Origin of the sequence: Cytobacillus gottheilii (assembly GCF_900166665.1) — a bacterium.
In the GTDB taxonomy this organism is placed as follows: domain Bacteria; phylum Bacillota; class Bacilli; order Bacillales; family Cytobacillaceae; genus Cytobacillus; species Cytobacillus gottheilii_A.
The window spans coordinates 3,827,018-3,848,261 of sequence record NZ_LT800494.1 but is presented as its reverse complement, the minus strand read 5'-3'; the positions used below and the strand labels follow the sequence as shown (position 1 = coordinate 3,848,261).

Below are 21,244 nucleotides of genomic sequence, written 5' to 3'. Positions count from 1 at the left end.
TTCTTTTATTCTATTATTAAATAATTAAGTATATATGTAAATAATTTCTAATTATATGAGGGGATTGGTTGTTTTAAATGCGGCTTGTATTATTCCTGATATTCTAAATTAAATTAAATAATTCACTAAGAAGTGAGAATAAAACCAATTCAAGCTCGTATATAGGTAGTAGAGATCATAATGGAAATGGATGTGTTTCTTATGATAAAAAACAAAAAATTGCTCTATCTAGCTTTTATTCCTTTTGTTGTATCAATGGCCTTAAATTTCCCTTATCCACACGAAAGACCATATGGTGAAACACTGCTTGAAATCTTTAATATTCCTATACGATCTGCTAATGGTTTTCAGATTATTGGTATACTTTCACTCATCTTATTATTTGCTAGTTTCTTTCTTCTTGTCAGATCGATAACTAAGTATCAAGGGCGCATGGTCTTGCTGGCTATATTGATTGCTATATTTGCTCCATCAATGCTCGCCAATGCGTATCAACAGACATTTGCAGACGGTATATATGCTGTTTCTTATGATCACGAGTGGAGCAATTGCCGCTTCGAAATGATAGGGGAATCTACCTTAAGAGGAGAATGTGATCTGCCTTTTGAAAATTACAGCAGCCATGATGTTCAGTTTACTCTCGAATTTAATGACAGTTTCTACTTCGAAGATGATATTAAAATGGAATCGCTCCTAAATATTTCAGGTCCTCATACGGTGAAATTAGCAGGACATGAAAGAAAAGTAGAGAAGGTTTATACTGAGATCGATGTAACGGAAATAGAAAATCATGTTGACAGTGGTACTTCCTCGGGTGTAAGTATAGTCATTAAATCTGGTGAGAACATGAGGAGACTCTGATTATTTTTATATGATGAACAATACCCTCAATATACAAGTTGAGGGGTTTTTGTATGCTAACTATTCATCCTACAAGTAATAACCCCCATACCCCCGCATATATATTAATGGGTTACCCCCTAAACTCCAAAAGCAGGTGAGAACATGGAGAAACCACCGGAAAATAATAATAGAGATGAGCAAAATAAGAAAGATGAACAGTTGGATTCATATCGAATTAAAAATGCTGACAATCCGATTACAACAAATGAAGGTTTAAAGGTTGCCAATAATGAAAACACCTTAAAAGCGGGAGATCGCGGTCCTGTGCTAATGGAGGATTTTCATTTTTTTCAAAAGCAAATGCATTTTGATACGGAACGAATTCCAGAGAGAGTCGTACATGCTCGAGGATTTGGTGTGCATGGTGAATTTGAAGCTTATAAATCGATGAAAAATTATACTAGAGCTGGATTCCTACAGGAGGAAGGGCTTAAGACGCCTGTGTTTGTGCGGTTTTCTACTGTGCAGGGCGGCAAAGGCTCTATGGATACAGCACGGGATATACGCGGGTTTGCTGTGAAATTTTATACAGATGAAGGAAATTATGATTTGCTGGGCCTGCAGTTTCCGATTTTTGTGATACATGATGCGTTTAAGTTTGTGGATTCACAGCATGCTCTGAAACCAGAACCGCATAATGATATGCCAACAGCTTCTGCCGCACATGATAACTTCTGGGATTTTGTCGCCAATAATCAGGAATCGGCTCATTTTGTGATGTGGGCGATGTCTGATCGGGCAGTCCCTAGAAGCTGGCGGATGATGGAAGGGTTTGGGATTAATATTTTCCGTTTTGTGAATGAAGAGGGGAATTCGCACTTTGTCCGCTTTCATTGGAAGCCTATGCTTGGTGTGCACTCGCTCCTTAATGAAGAGTCCCTGATTATTGGCGGAGTAGATCCGGATTATCATAGACGCGATCTGAGTGAAGCGATTGAGCGTGGTGCTTATCCTGTTTATGAACTTGGTGTGCAGATGATTGCCGAGGAAGATGAGTTTAAGTTTGATTTCGATGTAATTGATCCTACCAAGGTTTGGCCTGAGGAGATCATTCCTGTTGAAAAAATCGGGAAGATGACTTTGAATCGAAATGTTGATAATTTTTTCGCCGAAACAGAACAGGTTGCTTTTGATGTGACGAATCTAGTTCCAGGCATCAATTTTAGCAATGATCCCATTTTGCAGGGAAGGACCTTTACTTATAAAATAACCCAGCAGCACAGACTTGGCGGATCGAATTATCCTGATCTGCCAATCAATAAATCTATCTGTCCATTCCATAACAATCAGCGAGACAGTTTCAACAGATATCGTATTGATGTCGATCAAGTAAACTATTTTAGAAACTCTATCGCCAATAACACACCCGGGCCAACTCCGCCAGAGGAAGGCGGGTTCGTTCATTATCCGGAACAGGTGGAAGGAAGAAAGGTCAAAGCGAGCAGTGATACTTTCAAGGATTTCTTCTCTCATGCACGCCTATTCTGGAATAGCATGTCAAGCGTTGAAAAGCAGCATATCATAGAGGCATTCAGTTTTGAGCTTGCGAAAGTGAAGGATGAGTCTGTTCGCCAGCAGGTTGTTGATATGTATGTGAACGTCGATAAGGAAATGGCGACAAAGATTGCCGAAAATATTGGCGCAAATCCTCCAGAGGGAGAGAATGTTCCGGTTACCTTGGCTTCGCCTGCACTTAGCCAGGAGAATACACCGCATTATCCTTATACATTAAAAGTGGGTGTCATCATTGCCAATGGCTTTGACGGGGAAGAAGTAAAAAATACGCTTGAAACTCTTAATCAAAATGGAGTTTTCGTTGTTTTGATTAGTGAAAAGCTTGGCACAGTAACAGGAGCTGATGGTGCAGTTCTAAAAGTGGATCAAATCTTTGTTTCTACCCACCATACGCTATATGACTCTCTGTATATAGTTGGCGGGGAAAGTGATAATCAAACATCCTTTGATATTAATACTTTAGATTTTATAAACGGAATATATAAATATTATAAGCCAATTGGTGTGGCGACAACGGGACAGTCTTATATTCAGCCTTCTGAATACAATAATTTAGATGGTGTCGTGTTTGCTGACGAAAATCAAGATTTTGAAGATGAGTTTGTTTCGGCGATTACAGTTAGGCGTTTTTGGGATCGGCGATAGAGATCTAGTATTAAAGCATAAGGAAATGGTTTGGGAAATATCATACTGTTATACTGTACTTACAAATACATTAGACTAGAAGATCACCTAATGGTGATCTTTTTACTGCTTACAATTAAGATGAGGTGATTAAAATGAAAAAAGTAATAACGTTCTTTTTTTTCTTTAGTCTTTTAGTCATTAACTCTTTTCCTTCAATCGTAAGTGCTTGTTCATGCGCGGAATTACCAAGTGTTAAGGAAGAAGTAGAACGTTCAGACGCAGTATTCAGTGGGACGGCTTTGGATATAAGAGAAAAGCGAAATGCATCAAAGTCCGTTCTTTTTGAAGTAAGGAACATCTGGAAGGGTGCAGATGAATCGCAGATTATTATTACCACAGGGCAAGGTGGGGGCGATTGCGGATTTATTTTTAAAGAGGGAACAGAATACTTGGTATATGCTAGTGAATCTACTTTGTTCGGTGAAAAAAGTCTAGCAAGTAGCATTTGTGATCGCACCAATAAAATGACTTCTCTGCAAGAGGATATAACCATACTGGGTGATGGACAGCCTCCGACGAAAGAAGTCGATTTAACAAGAGAACATGAAGGAAGTAATCTCTATATATGGGTTACAGTAGCTGCAGTAATGGGAATCATGGCTGTTGTTAACTTAATTATAAAAAACAGAGGAAAAAATAGATAACAGATCAGCTAATCTGGAGAATATATTGACTAAATTCAGGAGGTGTAATTTATGCAATCTAACAGTGCGGTATCGATTTGGTTCGGTGTCTCTGAATCTCTCCATAAACTTGAAGAATATGTTGAAGTGACATATACGGAAGATGGAGATTCAATTGATTCCAGCTTTGGCACAGGTTTTGGATTTGGTTACTATGATGAAGACAAAATTGAGATTCACTTTTTTGAAGAACCGTTAAGTGATCTGGACGAAATACTAAAAGACTTTTCGTATAGTGAAAGCTTTATTCCAAGCTTAAAAACAGTCATACAGGGAGATCATTTAGCTCATAGTATTAACTCTGTAATATTATTATATGATCTTGAAGATGATATTTTGAGCTGTAAAGATGCAACGGGAAATATAGAAATGAAATACATTGCTACAGTGCCGTACATAGAAGATTAGTTTTCTGTATTCTGATGTTGGGTATCTTAAGAATATTACATCTTGAAATTGTTCCAAACTTTTTATTCAGAACAGAATTATTAACTGTACTAGTTTTGTTTAGAAATTTTATATAACAGTTTTTTCTTCAATTGTTAAATAACCTCACAACTTAAAAAAAGTGTTGAAAAGAAAACGTTTCAACAGATAAATCAAACTTTTATTGTGAATAACTGAACATAATACAGTTATATAAAATTAATGAAACAGAGTATTTTTGAGGAAATAAAAGAATTTGGAATAAAAAGAGTTATTATAAAGGATGATTAACGCTTACATGAGTGAAAATCAGCTTTGAGGATTTCGGTTTTCTCCTTTAGAATAGGGTTACGAACAAAAGGAGGCTATAAAATGAAAACATTATTTAAAATGTTATCAGATTATGGGAAGTTTAACTATGAGCAAATCAAGGAAAGCATTCCAGAGCCAAACGAAGAATCCCGTTATGTTGTTTACTACGGATCACTAATGGAACCATCCACAACTACTAAGACAAAGACAAATAAAATAAAGCATTATCCTAAATTTGAAAAGCCGATTACGCTGTAATCGGCTTTTTTTTTGCAGTTTCGGTAAATTCGGGTCGTCACTATGACCTGCTATTTTGCTTATTTTTTATTTGCTAAACTTTCCCTGTTATCCGCCAATGGAGGCTGCTCCAGCCAGCCATACTTGATCAAGAGGCCAGCGCCATCTTCTACATATAAGCCAACCTCCGCCATTAGACGCGTATATTCATAAGCTAAATCTCTTCTTTGTGAAACAGACATACCTGCGCCATAATAGCCAATTGCCGCCGCAACCAAAATGACAATATGATTTAACATCAGTTTATCTGAGAAGGGAGGTGTGGTTGAACTTGTCACTTCTGAAACCCAGGAAGCAGGAGATGCCAATTCACCTTTAGTCAATACAGAGCTAAGTCGGCCAAATTGTTTTTCACAAAGTGCTTTTCCTCTTTGAAAATACTTTTGAACCTCTTCTCTTTGTGCAACCTGTCCAAATCCAATTTCCAAAACAACCTTCACAATAATTTTCACCATATTAAAGCTGATTCCGCTTATTTCAACTGCACTAAGAGCACGTTTTTTTCCAAACCAGCCGGTTAAAAATCGATCATGTTCAACATAATCAACTTGTTTAGGCGCATTGATTCTTGGCGGTTTGCTGTAGATTCCTTTTTTTAGCATAACCTTTGCGATTCGTTCGTATAATTCCATGGTTTCCATATTGCATTGCGTAAAATATTTAATTTGATCCAGTCGTGAAGAAGTAGCAACTGCACCAGCATACCCAGTTAATCCAAGTAAAGTCATAACATGCATATAAACGAGCATGAATGTATCGGTAAATAAAGCCGGTGCATTGGTATTCACATCTTCTTCAATCGTAAAGCCTTTTGGAATTGGGAAATGTTCATGGTGAAAAAATTCGCTGATCTTTTCTATATGAGTCTCAGCCAGGCTGCGGGCAAAGATAAGAATATCTTTAACCTCTTCATCTTTTGCTTGTTCAATTGAATGAGTAAGAATGCAGATAGAGGATGAATCATTCATGTATTGCGTCCAAAGATTTGCAATTTCTGATGAAGTAAGCTCGACGTTATGGCTACTGTTTTCCAACATTACCCCCCCAATATGACTGATTAAAAGTTATACCTTTTATGTATGTTTAATATTATTTGTAATAATATTGGATTTATACAATTAAAAGCTATTGATGAAACAGGAGGAAGGTGAATAGTACAAAGAGAAAGAAAAGCCGATATTTAATGTCGGCTTTCTTTCTCTATGAGTACTTATTTTATGATCTTTAGCGACGGGGGATTTATTCTGTGAAACAAGAAAATTCGAGGCGTCACTGTGACTGCTTAAAACTCAAACTCATCCGCCCAGCTATCAGTTTTCGGAAGTGATCTTCATTGATTATTTTAATCGGAAGACCTTCTGCTTGGAGTGCAGCCGCCTTTTTTTCCTTCGAGCTCACGCCAGCACTGCCAACCAATGCTTTATCCTGTGTGCCGACAACAAGATAACTGGTTTGTTTCGTTACGCCGCTTTTAAGCAATCCGCCATGATCCACAACCTGCTGCATGGCTTCCGCACGATCCATCCCAGCTAATTCACCTGTAAATACAATATGTTTTCCGTAAAGAGGATGCTGTTCATCAAACTCTGTTTTGCTTGTTGTAATAGATGAAATCGCTGGAGCACTGGCAAATCGTTTCTTTGCTGGTGCCGCCGTTTTTTTACCGAAAGTAGTTTGGTGCTTTAATTCTGAAAAAGACTTTAATGAGACAGAACGATAGGTGCTTAAAAATGTTTCCAGTGATTTTCGTCTTTTTGCTTTTACACAGTTGATAACAAGCTGTGCACATGTAATTGCATCTGATAAAGCATGATGATGCTGATCTAATTGGACGCCAAAGCGTTCAGCTCGATCTTTAAGGGAGCCGCTGACTCTTTCACGGCCAAGTGCACATGTGCTGATGGGAATACTGCATGCATAAGTGAATTCAGGAATATCCAGTTTGTATGTGAGCAAGCAGTTTTTCAGCACACTCATATCAAACTGAGCATTATGAGCAATTATGAGATGCTCTCCTTGAAAATATTGCTGGAGCTCCTTCCACACTTCATCAAATGTTGGTGCATTTCTAACATCATCTTCTGTAATTCCATGCACCCGCACCATCCCAGGATCCATGAACAATGTTGGAGGCTGAATAAGATAATATTTTTCATCTATAATCGAGTTGTTTTCAACAAATGCCATTCCGATTGAACAGGCACTGTCCAGACGGTTATTGGCAATTTCAAAGTCAATCGCAATAAAATCCATCGTTTTTCTCCCTTCATACAGAGATTGTTTATTCATAGTTTAATAGAAAAAGTAGGGAAAATCCAAGTGGAGGGTTTTACCTGTGAAACAAGAAAATTCGTAGCGTCACTGTGACTGTGTCAAAAATGTGAATCAAAAACCAAAAAGATAAAATATTGTGAAGTTCTTCACACAATAAAATCTATTTATCTTGTATAATAAACCTATAAACAATATACCTAAAGAAGAAACCTATCAACTGTATATGTGAAATGTTGAGCAAACTTAGGAGGTCATGAAATGAAAAAGCAGTTAGTAATGATCGGGAACGGCATGGCGGGCGTAAGAGCAATCGAAGAAATTCTTAAGTTAAATAAAGAAGAATTTGAAATGACGATTTTTGGAAAGGAACCATATCCTAACTATAACCGCATTCAATTATCACATGTACTGCAGGGTGATACAACAGTGGAAGAGATTATTATGAATGATTGGGATTGGTATAAAGAGAATCATATTCAACTATTTACAAACGAAAGTATTGTGAAAATCAATCCTGACAGCAAAACAGTGGAGAGCAGCAATGGGCGCATCACTGCATATGACAAGTTAATTATAGCGACAGGCTCCAGTCCGTTTATTCTGCCAGTAAATGGTGCTGACAAACAGGGCGTCACTGGTTTTCGTGATATACATGATTGTGAAGTAATGATCAAGACGGCAAAGTCTTATAAAAAAGCGGTTGTCATTGGAGGAGGTCTGCTTGGACTTGAAGCAGCACGCGGTCTAATTGATCTTGGCATGACGGTTGATGTGGTTCACTTAATGCCGCACCTAATGGAAAGACAGCTTGATCCAACAGCATCACAAATGCTGCAGAGAGAACTTGAAAGCCAGGGTATGAACTTCCTAATGGAAAAACAGACAGAAGAAATTCTCGGGGAAGAGCGGGTAACTGGCATTCGTTTCACAGATGGAAGCGAAACAGCTGCTGATTTAGTCGTTATGGCTGTTGGAATAAAACCGAATATTGAGCTTGCAGCAGCATGCGGCCTGGAAGTGAATCGCGGAATTGTCGTCAACGATTATATTGAAACAAGCATTCCTGATATTTATGCAGTCGGCGAGTGTGCGGAGCACCGGGAAGTCACATACGGTCTTGTAGCTCCATTATATGAGCAAGCAAAAGTGCTTGCAGAAACAATCGTTGGCAAACGCGAAAGTACTTATGAAGGTTCAATTACAGCAACACAATTAAAGGTCTCTGGTGTGGACTTATATTCTGCTGGAGAAATAATGGATGACCCATCTGTAAAAGCGATCAAAGTCCACAATGAATTTGATGGCATTTACAAGAAAATTCTTGTCCGTGACAACAGGATTAAAGGAATTGTTCTTTACGGAAATACAAAGGACAGCAGCAAGCTATTCCGGATGATGATGGCCAAAGAAGAAATTACCGACCTTACAGACATCTCTCTTTTACAGCAAGCAGGTGAAGCTGGAGCCGAGGAAATCGGTTCGATCCCAGCTGAGGAAGTGATTTGCGGCTGTAATGGTGTGACAAAAGGAACCATCGTTGAAGCGATTCAAACTCAAGGTTTAACAACGCTTAACCAAGTTTCCGGCTGCACAAATGCCGGCAGATCCTGCGGACGCTGTAAACCGCTTGTGAATGACATTCTAATGCATACACTTGGCGACAGTTTTGATGCCTCTCTTGCAAAAGATTCGCTTTGCGGCTGTACAGACCTCAGCCGTGATGATGTAGTAGAAGAAATCCGCACTAAAGGGTTATCGACTGTAAAAGAAGTGATGAACGTACTCGAATGGAAGCAGGAGCAAGGCTGCAGTAAGTGTCGACCGGCAATCAATTACTTCCTTGGCATGGTTCATATGGATGCTTATCAAGATGACCGCGATTCACGACTTGTAAATGAAAAAATGCATGCAAATATTCAAAAGGATGGCACTTACTCTGTTGTACCACGGATGTATGGCGGCGTAACGAATGCAAAAGATTTAATGAAAATCGCCCAAATCGCTGAAAAATACAATGTGCCGCTTGTGAAGTTAACAGGAGGACAGAGAATTGGCCTGTTTGGTGTAAAACGTGAGGACCTGACCGCAGTATGGCAGGAGCTTGATATGCCATCTGGATATGCGTACGGAAAAACATTAAGAACAGTTAAAACGTGTGTCGGCTCTCAGTTCTGCCGCTTTGGCACGCAGGATTCCATGTCGCTCGGGATGGAGCTTGAGAAGAAATTTGAACGCCTTGATACACCTCATAAAGTGAAAATGGGCGTATCTGCCTGCCCGAGAAACTGTGCAGAATCAGGCATTAAAGACTTAGGATATGTAGGAATTGACGGCGGCTGGGAGATCTATGTCGGTGGAAACGGCGGTACAGATCTGCGTGCAGGCGATCTGGCGTGGACTGTCACAACTGAAGCAGAGGTAATGGAATACTCCGGCGCATTTCTGCAGTATTACCGTGAAACAGCAAACTATCTGGAACGGACTTCAACATGGCTTGAAAGACTTGGCTTAGATCATGTAAAAGCTCACTTGGCTGATAAAAATATACGAGAACAGCTGAATGATCGTCTTGACCAAACATTACAGCGCTACAATGAGCCGTGGAAGCAAGCGATAGAAGATCAAAAAGTAAATGAAAAATACTACTCTACTAAAGAAGTAGAGCTAGTTTAAGGGGGGATGACCAAATGAGAAAAATTGAAGTTTATCCATATTCCAAACTATACGAACAGATGGGGCAGCCCGTAGCGGTTGGCGATTTCAATATCGCATTATTCAAACTTTCAAATGGTGACGTGCATGCAATAGAAAATAGGAGCCCCCATCCAAAAGGCGGGATTTTATCGGAGGGGCTTGTGAGCGGGCATTATGTTTTCTGTCCGCTCTATGATTGGAAAATCTCGCTGCTGGACGGATTCGTGCAAAATCCAGATACCGGAAGCGTAAAAAAGTATGAAGTGGAAGTCGAGGGTAATAAGATTTATATTTTGCTGGATTAACGGAAAGGGTGAAGCATGATGAACAAAGGGAAGGTATTTTTAGTCGGAGCAGGACCGGGGGATCTGAAACTCATTACAGTAAAAGGGATGGAAGCGATCACCAAGGCTGATGTCATTCTCTATGATCGATTGCTGAACCCGCAATTATTAATGCAAGCCAAGGAAAATTGCGAATTTATTTATAGCGGCAAGCTGCCGGATCGCCATATTTTAAGACAAGAAACCATCAATCGTTTGCTGGTTGAAAAAGCATTGGAAGGAAAAACAGTTGTTCGCTTAAAAGGAGGAGATCCTTCTGTTTTTGGCCGGGTAGGTGAGGAAGCAGAAGAGCTTGCTCTCAATGAAATAGAATATGAAATTGTACCTGGAATCACTTCCGGCATAGCAGCTGCTGCTTATGCCGGCATCCCTGTTACACACCGGGCGTATGCAGGATCATTTGCTGTGGTGACTGCTCATGACAAATCACCTGACGGCAAACCAAGCATCAATTGGAATGGGCTTGCTCAAGGTATTGATACGATTGCCTTTTATATGGGGATTAAAAACCTTCCGTTCATTTGCGAAAACTTAATAGGAAACGGAAAACCATCTGAAACACCAGTCATTTTAATTCAGTGGGGCACGTACGGAAGACAAAAAACGCTAGAAGGCACTCTTGCAACCATTGCAGAACTTGCAAAAGAACAGCAATTCTTAAATCCAGCGATAACACTAGTTGGTGAGATTGTGAAACTAAGAGAAAAATTAAATTGGTTTGAAAAGAAACCGATGCACGGAAGACAGATTCTGCTTGCCCGATCTGGAGTGACAGAAAGCGGAATCGCTAATAAGCTGCGTGAACTTGGTGCCGATGTAATCGAATTTCCGAAAATGAAAGCAAAAAAGGAAAAAGCGGAACTGCCAAATCTCAGCGAGTACAATGACATCTTATTTACATCTCCAGAAAGTGTGGATGATTTCTTTGCCCTTTTAAAAGAGGAAAAACTGGACATTCGCTCTATCCCAAGGAATGTGTATGGCGCCTCAAGCAAGTCGATCGCAAAGCTTGTACAATTCGGTATTATGGCATCAAATATGCCGGACGATATAAATCAAAATCAACTGTTAGTCATTGGCGAGAAAAACATAGAACAGGTATATGAAAATGCCCATTACTTTTATACACATGAAATGATCATAGACGAAAGCTATTTCCCAATATATAACCGCCTGTTTGAGGACGCAGCGATAGAGAGTGTCATTATCCCGAGCAGCACGGCATTTACAACAATGATGACAGCGGCGAAGAAAATGAACATTGATCCAGTCTCCTTTTTAAAAGGGAAAATGCTATACTGTATGGGAAAAAAGAGCAGCAATGCTACTTCGGAATTCACGAATGAACATATTACAATTTCCGAAAAGCCGACAGCTGATGAGCTGCTGCACATGATGATTTCTCAGGGCAAGGAGCTGACACGATGAAAGCAGTGTTATATATCGGGCATGGCAGCCGTAACTCCAGCAGCAATGAAGAATTCCATGCCTTTATTCAGGAAGTTAAACCGCATATTAATGCAGACATACAGGAGGTCGGATTTCTTGAAAATGCGTCACCTACCATTTCAGAAGCAGTTGCAGCATGTGTAGAAAAAGGTGCTTCAGAGATACTGGTCATGCCTGTTTTACTTTTAGCTGGTATTCACGGTAAAGAGGATATTCCGGAAGAGATTGCAAAAATGAAGGAACGCTATCCATATGTGTTAATTCGGTATGGAAGAGAACTGGGAGCTGATCCGCTAGCTGCCAAAATTTTGGCAGAGCGTGTGCAGGAAAAGCATTTTAGTGAAGATAACAGCAAAAAAGCGTTACTGCTGGTCGGACATGGAAGCAGGATAAAGGAAAGCGAAAGCCAACTATCAGAGCTTAGTAATCTATTGAAAGCAGAATTAAATAGCCTGCATGTTTTTCCCTGTTTTCTAAAAGAAAGCAGTCCGGACTACCAGGAAGAACTGCAGAATGTTGTGGAGTCAGGGTATGAAACGATATACACAATTCCGCATCTGCTTTTTACCGGTATTTTTACAAAAAGAATGAAAGAAATGGCAGAAGGCGTTTCTGCCGATGTCATTCACTGTGAGCCGCTTGGGTTTCACTCAAAGCTTGCAGAACTGGTTGTAAAAAGAATGAAAGGGGAATTTGAGAACTGATGCTGTATCCCATGATGATGAACTTAAAAGGCAAGAGTGCAGCCATCATCGGCGGCGGGGGTATTGCCGAACGAAAAGCAGCAGGACTCTTAGAAGCAGGTGCAGCGGTGACAATCATCAGCCCCCGAGTGACAGCTGGTTTGAGTAAAATAGTCTCCGAGGAAAAATGCATCTGGAAAGAAAAATGCTTCGAAAACGATGATGCAGCAGGTTTTTTCATAATCATTGCCGCTACAGACAATCCATTGGTGAATCAAGAGGTGAAACAGGCTGCATCTGACAATCAGCTTGTGTTAATGATAGACGATCCTCATTCATCTGACTTCCAAATCCCTGCATTGGTAAGACGCGGAAAATTGACATTAACAGTCTCGACAGATGGAGCAAGTCCCAAGCTCGCAAAAAAGATAAAAAAACAGCTATCCCAAACGTATGACAAAAGATATGAAAACTATCTCGAGTTTCTGCAACAGGCAAGGCGATTTATTCTAGAAAATGTTCGAGACCCAGAATGGAAAAGCCGCTTGCTGGAGCATATTATCAGTGATGATTTTTTGCTTGAAACCGATAGGGAAACTGCATTTCAAAAATTATATGAGAGCTATTTCAAAGAGTCTAAACAATGTGATTAGACTCTTTTTCTTTTCCTGAATAATGGAAATAAATCCTTCACATACAATAAAATAAAAAGAAGGAGTGATAACGTGGAGAGGAAGCTAGAAATCCCAGCAATCGGTATGTTTACATACAGCGAAGGATTTAAGTGCTATGAACATCATTTGAGCACCATCCATTGGTCCATCTCAACAGAAGCTGACATAGGAGGAAATATAAAAATAGCAGAAAAACTGTTTACTAATTTAGAAGCTTTTAACCAAAAAGCAAAGCAAAAAATCGCACAAGAGCTCATTGACTTAAAAAACGAGCACTGGTTTGAATATGATGAAAACGATGAAAATCTGGATTGGGATGCTGTGGATGCAGGTGTGTATGATACTACAATAGAGGAGTTTGCTGAAGCCATCACTCTGCTAGATATCGAGATTAATAGGAACGGTATTTATTGCGAATATGGAGATGGTGAATTATTTGGAGGTCATCGCATTCATGCTTATTTTAATAAAAAAGGTGTATTTTTGAAGGCAGATATTTAATGAGAATGGAGATGATAAATATGATTGAGAATCTGATTAAAGACGAACACGGTATGTACGGAAATATGTTTTGCAAATGGTTAGAACAGCAGTTAGAGGTCATGATTGCAGAGGACGTAAGCATTGAATATGCCTGCCTTTGTGCTGATTCCTTAAACTCTGTACATGATAACCTTTTAAATGATGTCTGCAGAGCGGCGATTGCTTATGCTGATGATTTCTGTGAAATGGTTGGGCAGGAACCGCCAAAGGTTAATGCGATCAGAGAGATCCTGAAGTACATTGAATTTGGCACTCTCCAGATTGATGAACCAGAAGATGAAAGCATCCCCGTGATCCACCTAGGAGGAGGCTGTGACTGGGAACCGGAGCATGGAATTGAAATGATTATCCGCAATGGGGAATTAATCTACTTAGGAGCTTACAATGGGGAATGGGCATGGGGTAACCCAGAACACTATGAGGAAGATTATAACTATGCATATGTAATCAAACATATTAAAAATAAAGAATAAATCCGACAAAAAACGTTTCTGATCCATCGGGTATCCGACTTTAATCGTTTTTATAATGAAAATAGGAAGGGGGAGAAGATATGCTGAAAAGAATGAATGAGGCATTAGAATATATTGAATCCAATTTGAATGATGAGATTGATTACACCGTAGTGGAAAAAATAACAGGAACCTCCATTTATCATTTTCGAAGAATGTTTTCATTTTTATCCGGCATGTCATTAGGGGAGTATGTGCGTAATCGCAAGCTGTCTAACGCTAGTTTTGATCTGCAGCATGAAGGTAATAGTGTCACAGAAACTGCCTTCAAATACGGATATGAATCTGTGGATGGATTTTCACGTGCATTCAGGGAATGGTCGGGAATCAATCCCTCAGAAGTTAAGAAGACACACATGCTTAAAGCATTTCCTAAGCTCTCCTTCCAACTAACGATTCAGGGAGGAAACAATATGGATTACCGAATACAGCAAAAAGAAGCTTTTAAGATTGCTGGTGTGAAAAAGAGAGTTTCGATTCAATTCCATGGAGAAAATCAGGAAATCATAAAATTAGCTCAAAGCATTACACCTCAGCAAAGAGAACAAATGCGGAGCTTGTCAAACCTTGAGCCGCATCAAGTCGTAAATGCGTCCTATCATTTTGATGCTGAGCGCATGGAGGAAAAGGGAAGCCTTGATCATATGATTGGTGTTCTAACAGACAGTCAATCGGATTTTGATGAGTTAGAAGTAATTGAAGTGCCAAAACTAACTTGGGCTATATTTTCATCAGCAGGTGAGTTCCCAAAAGCTATGCAAGAAACCTGGGGGAAAATAGCGGCAGAATGGCTTCCGTCTTCAGATTACGAATTAGTGGAAGCACCTGAGATTTCTTTTACAGGTGACTTGTCTAATCGAAGCAATGTTTATAGCGAGATTTGGATTGCGGTAAAGAAGAGAGGCAGTGTCTGATTCGGAGAACAAGTTATGGTGAGGAAAATAAAAAATGAATGAATCCTATCCGTCAGCTTGGAAATGATTGCTTAAGGGAAAATCCACCTAAATTAGAAAAACAAAAGCAGGAGCCGCTTTCAGGTCCTGCTTTTTTTATTGGAACCATTCAAAACATCAAAACTGAAATAATCCTCATACTTATCTCAATGGATAGAAGAAGTGAATCACGATATTAAATAAATATTTATTGAAAAACAATAAAATTTTATATAAAATGAGTAAAAAGGAAATAGGTGGGGTGTGTTATGAAACAAGGAAAGATCTTTTTGTTAAAGGGAGCCGTTTACATCATTGGAATTGTAGTCCTTTGTTTATGTATCTTTGCTTTACCATCACTTGCACAGCAAGCTGCAGCTGGGAATCCTGAGTTGTCCTATTTGCAGTATCCGGTTTTGATTGGTTTGTACGTTACAGCTATACCATTTTTCTTTGCGCTATATCAGGCATTAAAACTGTTGAACCATTTAGCTAACAAACAGGCTTTTTCAAAATCAGCTGTACATTCATTAGGCATAATTAAACACTGTGCAGGTACAATTAGCATGATCTATGTCATAGGAATGCTCTTACTTGTAACTCAAAATGCACTCCATCCTGGTGTGGCATTAATGGGTCTGGCAATCCTCTTTTTAACACTGGTGATTCTTCTTTTTTCAGGTGTTCTGCAAGAACTGATAAACAAGGTACTGAATTTGAAATTGCAAAATGAATTGATCATTTGAGATGTGCATCGCTAAAAAAGCATTTTGTTCAGAAACTACCACTAGGATATATATCTGGTGGGTGCAGAGAGTATTCACTAACGTGTGGTACTCTCTTTTTTGTGAAGTATGGATAAAAAATCCATATTAACCTTGTAATGCGATGTACCCTAGTGATACGATGTAAATAAGGAAGTCAAGATGGAGGTTAATAAATGGATAAAGAGATCATGAAAGGAAGTATTGATATTTTACTTTTATCTCTCATGAATCAAAAGGATATGTACGGCTATGAAATGGTGAAAACATTAAAGGAAAACAGTGATGAGCTTTATAACATGAGTGAGGGAACATTGTATCCAGCATTAAAACGTTTAGAAATTAAAGGCTGGCTGGAATCATATTGGGGAAGTTCAGAGATTGGCGGAAGACGAAAATACTATCGAATCACCAATGATGGCAAGACCGTTTTGAGAAAAAAATTAGAGCAATGGAACCAAATAAACAATTTAATTAAAAGATGTTCGGAGGGGATGACTTGGACAAAAAAATCGAAGCCTATATTGATAAAATTGTAAAACAACTAAATTGTGATGAAGAAGAGAAACGTGAAATCAAGGATGAGATGAGCGATCATCTCAACTTATTACAACAAGAGTACATCGATCAAGGTTATTCAAATCCAGTAGCGGTACAAAAAGCGATTGAAAGCTTTGGGGAAGAAAAGCAGCTAACAAATGGGCTGCAAGCTTCCATCTTTCCATTTCATAAGATATTTATGAGATGTGTGTGGGTTGTATTTCTCCTGTATTCCTTTGCTATTTTATTTATTTTGCTTATGCAACGAATTAGTTTTGTGCTTACAGACTATTTCATTAATGGTGATACATTTAACAGATATGTCTTTGATCCAATACATTCAGACGGATATCTTGAGTATTTGAAGTGGAATTCAAACATTATTCCATTTAAAAATACACTTACATATATAACAGGGTCTGATCATTTTAATATGGATATAATCATCAATAACACAATAGGAAATATTCTAATCTTCTTGCCATTGGGCGTCTTTCTTCCTATATTATTTAGAAGATATAATAGATTCACAAAAATTTTAGCTGCAGCAGCTATTATCAGCTTTACAATTGAAGTCTTACAAATTGCTCTGCAACTAGGGCAATTTGATATTGATGATGTAATCCTAAATACACTCGGAGCAATATTTGGCTTCTTTGCCTATAAATTGATTAGAGGGATCGTCATTACGCAAAAAGGAAGGGAATCACGGAAAATACTGTATTAGATTGATTGAAAAGGACACATGGTTATAAGCAAGTATTACTGAAGCAAGATAAATTTCACGTAAAATCTTACTAACAGTTAAGGATACATTGTGTTCTCCTTGTACATTCCCACAATCAAAACAGCTAGCAATACTACTTGAAAATGTGTAAAGTAAAAAGAGAAATGTGAATGAGAAAGGGAAAATCCAATGAGCAAAAAAATGACTCCAGAGAAAAAAAGCAATATGTTGAAAAAAATATTAAGAGGATTAGCGGTTGTAATCGGGGGCTTTATTACGGCGTATGGGCTGGAAGCCATTTTGATTCCAAACTTTGTATCAGATGGTGGTGTAACGGGTCTTAGTATTGTGGGATCACAGCTTTTGGGGATACCTTTAGGTGTTTTAATTGCCATCTTAAATCTTCCGTTTGTATTCCTCGGCTATAAACAAATTGGGAAAAGTTTTGCAATCTATTCTGTCCTTGGAATTGCATCTTTGGCATTTGGGACATTTCTGATGCACCATATATCTCCTATTATTGATGGAGATACACTGCTGGTAACGGTAATCGGCGGTATTGTGATTGGGTTTGGAATGGGATTGGCTTTAAGAAATGGCGGTGCCTTGGATGGCATCGATATGCTGGCAGTTTTGCTGTCCAGGAAATTGCCGTTTGGTACAAGTGATCTTATTTTATTTTTAAATATGTTTGTTTTTATCGTTGTTTCATTCGTCTTTGGCCTTCAAGGTGCTTTTATGTCTGCGATTGCTTATTATATTGCTTCGAAAGTTATTCACGCCGTTGAGGAAGGTTTAAGCGGTTCTAAAACGTACAAAATTATTACCAGCAAACCAGAAATCATGGTTGAAACGATTCGAGATCGCTTAGGTCGCAGTGCAACTTATAATGAAGTGCTGGGCGGTTATACAAATGAAAAATTCAAAGAAATTACGTGTATCGTCAACCGCTTAGAAGATAGCAAAATGAAAGAAATCATCTATGAAATCGACCCGAATTCCTTCGTAGCTGTATACGATGTGGCCGAAGTAAAAGGTGGTAACTTTAAGAAACGTGATATTCATTAATGGCTGGCAGATTATTATTTCCATACATAGAATGAGACTAGACCTTATTGGGGTTTGGTCTTTTTTTGAAGGTAGTCCTTTGTTGTGAGGCGTGTGTCCCATTCATATACCGATTTCAGGAAGACAAGGACTTCCATCTGAGAGTCTAGAGAATTTTTCTATAGAAATCTTCTTGGTTAATAAGTATTGCAAAAGAATTGGCATCGTATCACACGGAAGCTTTATTTCTTAAATGCGTTTCTGGGAGGCCCAGCACGAGCCCCGCCGGAAAGCAAGTACTATGGAGTGGAAATCACGTACTACTGCAATAAAATAAACTAGTTCACTTCCGTTGTCTTGGAATACAACAAATTATGAACAGCTTGCTCAACACCGTTTTCCACTCTGCCATACAGCGATTGCTCAGGCACAATGACATATTCACAGGCATTGCTATTCAAATAACTATAGATAATCTGCGCTTCATCCAGCTCATCCTGATTTATTTCCACAGCTGGCAGTGATTCTGTTTTCAAATGAGGGTGAAGATGGGTCAGGATCAATTGTTTAAGATGTTCTTCTCTTAAGTCATATATCTGTTTGTACAGCACTTTATTTCTTCTGATTAAAAACAGTTTCATCTTGTTTTCTTCTAAGTATTCCATCACGAGGATATAATTGTTTTCATTTGTGAATTGAAGAACCTGTCCTTTTTTATATAAAATTTCAGCAGATTTCAGCCATGTTTTAATCTCGGCAGCCATTTCAAAATGAAAGTCTGCTGCCGCTTCAATCATTTTTTCTTCCATCTCCTGAAGGATCTTCGTATCTGTTCCGTGGAGTAAATCTATGATTTTATCTAGAATTCTCCGATATTCCTCCATTGCTGAGCTTTTAAAACATATTCCCATACACTTGCCAATTGTGTAGTTAAAGCAGGGTGTACGATGATTCATTGGATGATTACAATCAATTTTATAAAATAGCTTCATCCCGTTTAATGCATTTTCTATAGTTCTTTGGCCGGTATAAGGTCCAAAGTAAAGGGAGCCATCATCATTGTTTTTTGTATTTGTCAGCTTAATAGACGGGGAGTGTGTATCCCGTTGAATTTTTAGATAAGAGTAAGATTTTGGTGTTTTCATCTTTCTGTTATAGGTCGGCTTAAGTTCTTTAATTAATTCACACTCAAGTATGAAAGCCTCAAATTCAGTATCCGTTAAAATATAGTCAAAGTCTGTTAAGTGATCAACTAATCTCTCAACCTTTTTTGTATGATTCTTAGAGTGATTCATATAAGATTGCACTCTGCTTTTTAAGCTTTTCGATTTTCCCACATAAATAATATAATTCGATGAATCTTTCATTAAATATACACCTGGAGAAGAGGGAAGCTGTTTTGCCTTATCCTTGATATTCATCGTTAATCACTCCACTCTCAGTACTTTATATCATTGTACATTAGGATATTGAAAAACAAGAAAGAAAATAAGTCCATTGAAGAAAAACATAACAAAAATTCAGTCATGAACCCCCGCTTAAACGTATAAATTACGGTAGGAGGTGTTCAGTTAGTGGTTACTGTTTTATCCATAACGGTTGCAGTCTTTTTTCTCTTGATCGCTATTTTTCAGGTGCTGCTGGCACTTGGTTTTCCGTTAGGTGAGTTTGCTCTTGGCGGCTTTCATAAGGTCCTGCCGAAAAAATGGCGTTTTGTGAGTATAGGGAATGCCGTCATTTTAGTTTTATTTGCATGGATTCTTTTACAGCATTCATCTGTTTTAAAAAGTATATTCCCTTTTTCAACACATGTATTTGTTTGGGTCATTGCCATTTTTTTAGCATTAAACTCTATCGGAAATCTGTTCTCTGTAAGTAAAAAAGAGAAATATGTTATGACCCCTTTATCTGCTGCAGCCTGTATTTTATGCTTATGGATTGCTCTATTATAAAACTCTCTGATGGGCGGTGTCAGCATGAATAAATTAGCATCAAAACGTTTCTTTAGAAAAGAATATCTCACAATAGATGGGCACAAACACGGCATGTTTATCGAAGGTACAAATCCCGATCACCCAGTTATGCTGTACCTGCATGGAGGACCAGGCTACCCGCAATATCCGATGATTCAGTCTGCTGGTTTAAACTGGAGTGACTATGTAACTGTATGCTACTGGGATCAGCGGGCATCGGGCATGTCTTTCAATTCAAAAACGCAGGGAACATTGACAATTGAACGATTTGTTCAAGATGCACTAGTCGTTACTGCTTTTTTAAAAAGGGAATACGGCAAAGAAAAAATTTATATATTTGGGCATTCATGGGGTACATTAATAGGCGCTATTTTAGCCAGCACCTATCCTGAGCATTTTATTGCCTATGTTGGTGCAGGTCAAATGGGAAGGCATCTGCAATCGAATGCAGATACGGTGGAATTCCTTTTGGAAACGGCAATTGAGAGAGGCGACCAAAAGGCAGAAGAGGAAATTCGAAAGGTACTGATTGATGAGTATTTTTATAAGAATCACCAGTATCGGAAGGTGTTCAGCCGTTATTTAATCAAATACGGAGGAGGGATGAAGAGAAGTGATTACTCACAAATGAAAAGTTTAGTAGAATTATTTCGTTGTAAAAACTATACCTGGCAAGAAAAGCTGAATATTCCAAAGGGGATTTTTACTAGCTATGAAGCCTTTGCAGAACAGCTTGCGAAGCTCGATGTGGCTGAGCTTGCACATGATTTTAAAATACCGGTATACGTTGTGCAGGGAAAATATGATTATCAAACCTCTTATAAAGAAGCAAAGCGATTTTTTGATAGCATCACAGCACCTTATAAAAAAATGTATACGTTTGAAAACTCTGCACATACACCGTTTTTAGAGGAACAAGAAGCATTTATGGAAATCCTTAAAGAGGAAATCCTATTAGCAGAGAAATAAATGAAGAGGCTGTCCAATTTGTTTGCATTGGAGGCCTCTTTATTGTTTGTAATTATATTAATTGTTTAAATCATTTAGACTCACGGTATTGCTTTGCTTTTCCTCTGAAATGGGCACTCAGGAAAGAAGACTGCATCATGGTTCTCCTTTCTCAGAATTGTCCTCCAATTGCTTCCTCTAGCACTTTTGCTATAGCAGGATCAGGATGATCTTGAACGGTCATATTGATTAAATCTTCTCTATAAAAATACAGAATGATTAAATCTTATAATAGGCGGAAGAATTCCGCTTAAATC

The 21,244-nt window shown here is 38.6% G+C and carries 22 protein-coding genes and 1 pseudogene; 19 read left to right on the top strand and 4 right to left on the bottom strand.

Annotation, left to right across the window (positions count from 1 at the left end; all coding sequences use genetic code 11):
• Positions 1-201: 201 nt before the first annotated feature.
• The 5 genes from B7E07_RS19005 (at position 202) to B7E07_RS18985 (ending at position 4,784) form a co-directional block, all read left to right on the top strand.
• On the top strand, positions 202-861 hold the full coding sequence (locus tag B7E07_RS19005; protein ID WP_080849273.1) for a hypothetical protein: 660 nt from the start codon (positions 202-204) through the stop codon (positions 859-861).
• Between the two features lie 144 nt (positions 862-1,005).
• Positions 1,006-3,063 (top strand): catalase, encoded by a 2,058-nt coding sequence (locus B7E07_RS19000; protein WP_080848395.1) that lies wholly within the window; start codon positions 1,006-1,008, stop codon positions 3,061-3,063.
• A gap of 134 nt (positions 3,064-3,197) precedes the next feature.
• A complete protein-coding gene (locus B7E07_RS18995; protein WP_139785665.1) occupies positions 3,198-3,749 on the top strand; it encodes a hypothetical protein in 552 nt (183 codons plus the stop codon).
• A gap of 51 nt (positions 3,750-3,800) precedes the next feature.
• The gene (locus B7E07_RS18990; RefSeq protein WP_080848394.1) at positions 3,801-4,196 is read left to right on the top strand and encodes an immunity 22 family protein; all 396 of its coding nucleotides are present in this window, start codon (positions 3,801-3,803) and stop codon (positions 4,194-4,196) included.
• A 390-nt stretch (positions 4,197-4,586) separates the two neighbouring features.
• The gene (locus B7E07_RS18985) at positions 4,587-4,784 is read left to right on the top strand and encodes a hypothetical protein (RefSeq protein WP_080848393.1); all 198 of its coding nucleotides are present in this window, start codon (positions 4,587-4,589) and stop codon (positions 4,782-4,784) included.
• A gap of 59 nt (positions 4,785-4,843) precedes the next feature.
• On the opposite strand, the gene B7E07_RS18980 is transcribed toward B7E07_RS18985, so the two are convergent.
• Positions 4,844-5,860 (bottom strand): DUF3231 family protein, encoded by a 1,017-nt coding sequence (locus B7E07_RS18980; protein WP_080848392.1) that lies wholly within the window; start codon positions 5,858-5,860, stop codon positions 4,844-4,846.
• 232 nt (positions 5,861-6,092) lie between these two features.
• On the bottom strand, positions 6,093-7,112 hold the full coding sequence (locus tag B7E07_RS18975) for an exonuclease domain-containing protein (protein WP_257391499.1): 1,020 nt from the start codon (positions 7,110-7,112) through the stop codon (positions 6,093-6,095).
• A gap of 243 nt (positions 7,113-7,355) precedes the next feature.
• On the opposite strand from B7E07_RS18975, the gene nirB reads away from it, so the two are divergent.
• From nirB to B7E07_RS18910, 12 genes are all read left to right on the top strand, one after another.
• Entirely contained in the window at positions 7,356-9,770 is a 2,415-nt protein-coding gene (nirB, locus tag B7E07_RS18970) for a nitrite reductase large subunit NirB (RefSeq protein ID WP_080848390.1), read from the top strand.
• A gap of 14 nt (positions 9,771-9,784) precedes the next feature.
• Positions 9,785-10,096 (top strand): nitrite reductase small subunit NirD, encoded by a 312-nt coding sequence (gene nirD, locus B7E07_RS18965; protein WP_080848389.1) that lies wholly within the window; start codon positions 9,785-9,787, stop codon positions 10,094-10,096.
• 15 nt (positions 10,097-10,111) lie between these two features.
• The gene (gene cobA, locus B7E07_RS18960) at positions 10,112-11,563 is read left to right on the top strand and encodes a uroporphyrinogen-III C-methyltransferase (protein WP_080848388.1); all 1,452 of its coding nucleotides are present in this window, start codon (positions 10,112-10,114) and stop codon (positions 11,561-11,563) included.
• A complete protein-coding gene (locus B7E07_RS18955; protein WP_080848387.1) occupies positions 11,560-12,288 on the top strand; it encodes a sirohydrochlorin chelatase in 729 nt (242 codons plus the stop codon). The genes cobA and B7E07_RS18955 overlap by 4 nt, the downstream gene beginning before the upstream one ends.
• Positions 12,288-12,920 carry an NAD(P)-binding protein gene (locus B7E07_RS18950; protein ID WP_080848386.1) on the top strand — a complete coding sequence of 211 codons (633 nt, stop codon included), beginning with the start codon at positions 12,288-12,290 and terminating at the stop codon, positions 12,918-12,920. The genes B7E07_RS18955 and B7E07_RS18950 overlap by 1 nt, the downstream gene beginning before the upstream one ends.
• 72 nt (positions 12,921-12,992) lie before the next feature.
• Positions 12,993-13,442 carry a DUF2262 domain-containing protein gene (locus B7E07_RS18945; protein ID WP_080848385.1) on the top strand — a complete coding sequence of 150 codons (450 nt, stop codon included), beginning with the start codon at positions 12,993-12,995 and terminating at the stop codon, positions 13,440-13,442.
• A 20-nt stretch (positions 13,443-13,462) separates the two neighbouring features.
• Positions 13,463-13,957, top strand: coding sequence for a DUF6985 domain-containing protein (locus tag B7E07_RS18940; protein WP_080848384.1), 495 nt, complete (start codon positions 13,463-13,465; stop codon positions 13,955-13,957).
• An 80-nt stretch (positions 13,958-14,037) separates the two neighbouring features.
• The gene (locus B7E07_RS18935; RefSeq protein ID WP_080848383.1) at positions 14,038-14,910 is read left to right on the top strand and encodes an AraC family transcriptional regulator; all 873 of its coding nucleotides are present in this window, start codon (positions 14,038-14,040) and stop codon (positions 14,908-14,910) included.
• Positions 14,911-15,197: 287 nt separating this feature from the next.
• Positions 15,198-15,674 (top strand): DUF2975 domain-containing protein, encoded by a 477-nt coding sequence (locus B7E07_RS18925; RefSeq protein ID WP_080848381.1) that lies wholly within the window; start codon positions 15,198-15,200, stop codon positions 15,672-15,674.
• Positions 15,675-15,868: 194 nt separating this feature from the next.
• Positions 15,869-16,231 carry a PadR family transcriptional regulator gene (locus B7E07_RS18920; protein ID WP_080848380.1) on the top strand — a complete coding sequence of 121 codons (363 nt, stop codon included), beginning with the start codon at positions 15,869-15,871 and terminating at the stop codon, positions 16,229-16,231.
• Positions 16,192-16,959, top strand: coding sequence for a VanZ family protein (locus tag B7E07_RS18915; RefSeq protein WP_080848379.1), 768 nt, complete (start codon positions 16,192-16,194; stop codon positions 16,957-16,959). Before B7E07_RS18920 ends, B7E07_RS18915 begins: the two co-directional genes overlap by 40 nt.
• Before the next feature lie 189 nt (positions 16,960-17,148).
• Positions 17,149-18,027, top strand: coding sequence for a YitT family protein (locus B7E07_RS18910; RefSeq protein ID WP_080848378.1), 879 nt, complete (start codon positions 17,149-17,151; stop codon positions 18,025-18,027).
• A gap of 317 nt (positions 18,028-18,344) precedes the next feature.
• Here B7E07_RS18910 and B7E07_RS18905 read toward each other — a convergent pair whose 3' ends face one another.
• Entirely contained in the window at positions 18,345-19,427 is a 1,083-nt protein-coding gene (locus B7E07_RS18905; RefSeq protein ID WP_080848377.1) for a GIY-YIG nuclease family protein, read from the bottom strand.
• A gap of 153 nt (positions 19,428-19,580) precedes the next feature.
• Between B7E07_RS18905 and B7E07_RS18900 the strand changes: the two genes are divergently transcribed.
• Positions 19,581-19,958, top strand: a complete 378-nt coding sequence (locus B7E07_RS18900) for a hypothetical protein (RefSeq protein ID WP_080848376.1) — start codon at positions 19,581-19,583, stop codon at positions 19,956-19,958.
• A 24-nt stretch (positions 19,959-19,982) separates the two neighbouring features.
• Entirely contained in the window at positions 19,983-20,948 is a 966-nt protein-coding gene (locus B7E07_RS18895) for an alpha/beta fold hydrolase (RefSeq protein ID WP_080848375.1), read from the top strand.
• Between the two features lie 79 nt (positions 20,949-21,027).
• Here B7E07_RS18895 and B7E07_RS24535 read toward each other — a convergent pair.
• Positions 21,028-21,201 (bottom strand): annotated as a pseudogene (locus tag B7E07_RS24535) (manganese catalase family protein); the annotation flags it as partial.
• Positions 21,202-21,244 lie beyond the last annotated feature (43 nt).

What these genes read in the sequence shown, in the direction of transcription:
- B7E07_RS19005 (WP_080849273.1), top strand. Translation starts at nt 202, where the DNA reads ATGATAAAAAACAAAAAATTGCTCTATCTAGCTTTTATTCCTTTTGTT.
- B7E07_RS19000 (WP_080848395.1), top strand. Translation starts at nt 1,006, where the DNA reads ATGGAGAAACCACCGGAAAATAATAATAGAGATGAGCAAAATAAGAAA.
- B7E07_RS18995 (WP_139785665.1), top strand. Translation starts at nt 3,198, where the DNA reads ATGAAAAAAGTAATAACGTTCTTTTTTTTCTTTAGTCTTTTAGTCATT.
- B7E07_RS18990 (WP_080848394.1), top strand. Translation starts at nt 3,801, where the DNA reads ATGCAATCTAACAGTGCGGTATCGATTTGGTTCGGTGTCTCTGAATCT.
- B7E07_RS18985 (WP_080848393.1), top strand. Translation starts at nt 4,587, where the DNA reads ATGAAAACATTATTTAAAATGTTATCAGATTATGGGAAGTTTAACTAT.
- B7E07_RS18980 (WP_080848392.1), bottom strand. Translation starts at nt 5,860, where the DNA reads ATGTTGGAAAACAGTAGCCATAACGTCGAGCTTACTTCATCAGAAATT.
- B7E07_RS18975 (WP_257391499.1), bottom strand. Translation starts at nt 7,112, where the DNA reads ATGAATAAACAATCTCTGTATGAAGGGAGAAAAACGATGGATTTTATT.
- nirB (WP_080848390.1), top strand. Translation starts at nt 7,356, where the DNA reads ATGAAAAAGCAGTTAGTAATGATCGGGAACGGCATGGCGGGCGTAAGA.
- nirD (WP_080848389.1), top strand. Translation starts at nt 9,785, where the DNA reads ATGAGAAAAATTGAAGTTTATCCATATTCCAAACTATACGAACAGATG.
- cobA (WP_080848388.1), top strand. Translation starts at nt 10,112, where the DNA reads ATGATGAACAAAGGGAAGGTATTTTTAGTCGGAGCAGGACCGGGGGAT.
- B7E07_RS18955 (WP_080848387.1), top strand. Translation starts at nt 11,560, where the DNA reads ATGAAAGCAGTGTTATATATCGGGCATGGCAGCCGTAACTCCAGCAGC.
- B7E07_RS18950 (WP_080848386.1), top strand. Translation starts at nt 12,288, where the DNA reads ATGCTGTATCCCATGATGATGAACTTAAAAGGCAAGAGTGCAGCCATC.
- B7E07_RS18940 (WP_080848384.1), top strand. Translation starts at nt 13,463, where the DNA reads ATGATTGAGAATCTGATTAAAGACGAACACGGTATGTACGGAAATATG.
- B7E07_RS18935 (WP_080848383.1), top strand. Translation starts at nt 14,038, where the DNA reads ATGCTGAAAAGAATGAATGAGGCATTAGAATATATTGAATCCAATTTG.
- B7E07_RS18925 (WP_080848381.1), top strand. Translation starts at nt 15,198, where the DNA reads ATGAAACAAGGAAAGATCTTTTTGTTAAAGGGAGCCGTTTACATCATT.
- B7E07_RS18920 (WP_080848380.1), top strand. Translation starts at nt 15,869, where the DNA reads ATGGATAAAGAGATCATGAAAGGAAGTATTGATATTTTACTTTTATCT.
- B7E07_RS18910 (WP_080848378.1), top strand. Translation starts at nt 17,149, where the DNA reads ATGAGCAAAAAAATGACTCCAGAGAAAAAAAGCAATATGTTGAAAAAA.
- B7E07_RS18905 (WP_080848377.1), bottom strand. Translation starts at nt 19,427, where the DNA reads ATGAATATCAAGGATAAGGCAAAACAGCTTCCCTCTTCTCCAGGTGTA.
- B7E07_RS18895 (WP_080848375.1), top strand. Translation starts at nt 19,983, where the DNA reads ATGAATAAATTAGCATCAAAACGTTTCTTTAGAAAAGAATATCTCACA.